This window comes from Parafrankia elaeagni, from assembly GCF_000374165.1.
Taxonomy (GTDB): Bacteria; Actinomycetota; Actinomycetes; order Frankiales; family Frankiaceae; genus Parafrankia; species Parafrankia elaeagni.
The window spans coordinates 1-1,441 of sequence record NZ_KB893699.1; the positions used below are offsets into that span (position 1 = coordinate 1).

General features: G+C 77.0%; 1 protein-coding gene and 1 pseudogene. Both read right to left on the bottom strand.

Annotated elements, in window-relative coordinates; genetic code table 11:
• A pseudogene (locus B207_RS32745) lies at window positions 1–260 on the bottom strand (hypothetical protein); the annotation flags it as partial.
• Between the two features lie 102 nt (window positions 261–362).
• Window positions 363–1,441: hypothetical protein (locus B207_RS40500; protein WP_051102422.1), on the bottom strand; the 1,079-nt coding region annotated here is incomplete at its 5' end.

Below are 1,441 nucleotides of genomic sequence, written 5' to 3' on the forward strand. Positions count from 1 at the left end.
ACGGGGACCGCGTCGTGCGCGGGCGGGACCCGGGGGATCCACCCCCCGGCGGCGGGCGCGCCGCCGACGTCGGGGGGTGTGAGGAGCAGGACGGCCGGGACACGGGGGCTGGTGGGGGTGCCGGTGTAGGTGGTCCCGGCGGGGATGGTGAGCAGACCGGCGAGGATCGCGTCGCGGGTGGCCGTCGGGTCCACAGTCAGGGTGAAGGTGCCGTCCGCGTTCAGCTGTGCGTGGACCCGGCTCTGCGAGAAACTGGTCATGAGATTCCCTTTGCGGTGGGGAACGTGGGGTCCCGGGCGGCGGGCGGCATTCCCGCCGCCCGGGAACAACCCCGGCCTGAGACCGGCGGGGGCGGGGTCTGCTCAGCTGCCAGCAGCAGCCGCGGTGGTGGTGGTGGTGAGCGTGCGGCCGGCGGGCGTGATCTGAAACCGCTTCGGCCTGCCCTCGACGAGAGTGACCTCGCCGCGGCCCGCCATCGCCTCGCAGGCCGCGTTGATCGCCCCGGACGAGCGGTCCGGGATTTCCCGGCTGATCTCGGTCACACTCATCGCGACGTCGGCGTTCGTCGCCAGAACGCCCCGGACCAGTGCGGTCAGCGCCCCGGCCGGCAGCCGTGGCCTCCCGTCGGCGTTCACCGTCGGCTCCCTGCCCGGCACCGGCGTCTTCGCGGTGCGGCGCCGGGCCGGCCGGGCCGGGGGTGCCAGGCCGGCACGTACCGGGCAGCGCGGCTCCGGGCAGGTCCACGCCGCGCAGCCGCCCCCACCGCCGGTCGGCGTGGGGGCCGTCGGAGCCTCGCCCTTCGGGGCGCTGCCCGGGGTCGAGGCGGCCTCGACCGGCACCGGACCGTCCGCCGTCGCACTCGGGACGCCGGTGACCTCGTCGGGCCCGGACACCTCCACGGGTGCAGCGGACACCTCCACGGGTGCAGCGGACACCTCCGCAGGTTCACCCGCCGGGACATGCGTGGTCTCCGCGCCGGCCGGGTCGTCGCGCACCGCTGACGGCTCAGGCACCCCCTGGCCGGAGCTGGTGTCGGGACCAGGACCGTCCGGGGACGCGGCCGTGCCTGCGGCGACGGCCGGGCTGGACTCCGCCTCGGCCCGCGTGGACCCCGGCACCGGCGCAAAGGCCGGGTCAGCCGTGTTCTCGGCAGCGACTCCGAGGCTCGGCGCCGCCACCTCTGCACTGGAGGCATCGGTGGACGGTTCCCGCGCCGCGTCGGAGGGCGTGTGGGTCTCGGGGTCCGCTGCGGGCTCCGGCTCCGGGGAGGTGTCCTGGGCCCCGCCGGGCCCGGTCATCATCGGCCCGTCGCCGTCGCCGTCGCCGTCGCCGTCGCCGTCGCCGTCGCCGTCGCCTGGTGCGCCGGTGCCGACGGGGTTACCGGTGTCGGCGGGTGTGTCGGTGTCGGCGGGCGGCTCGTCCGTTCCGGGCGTGCCGGCCG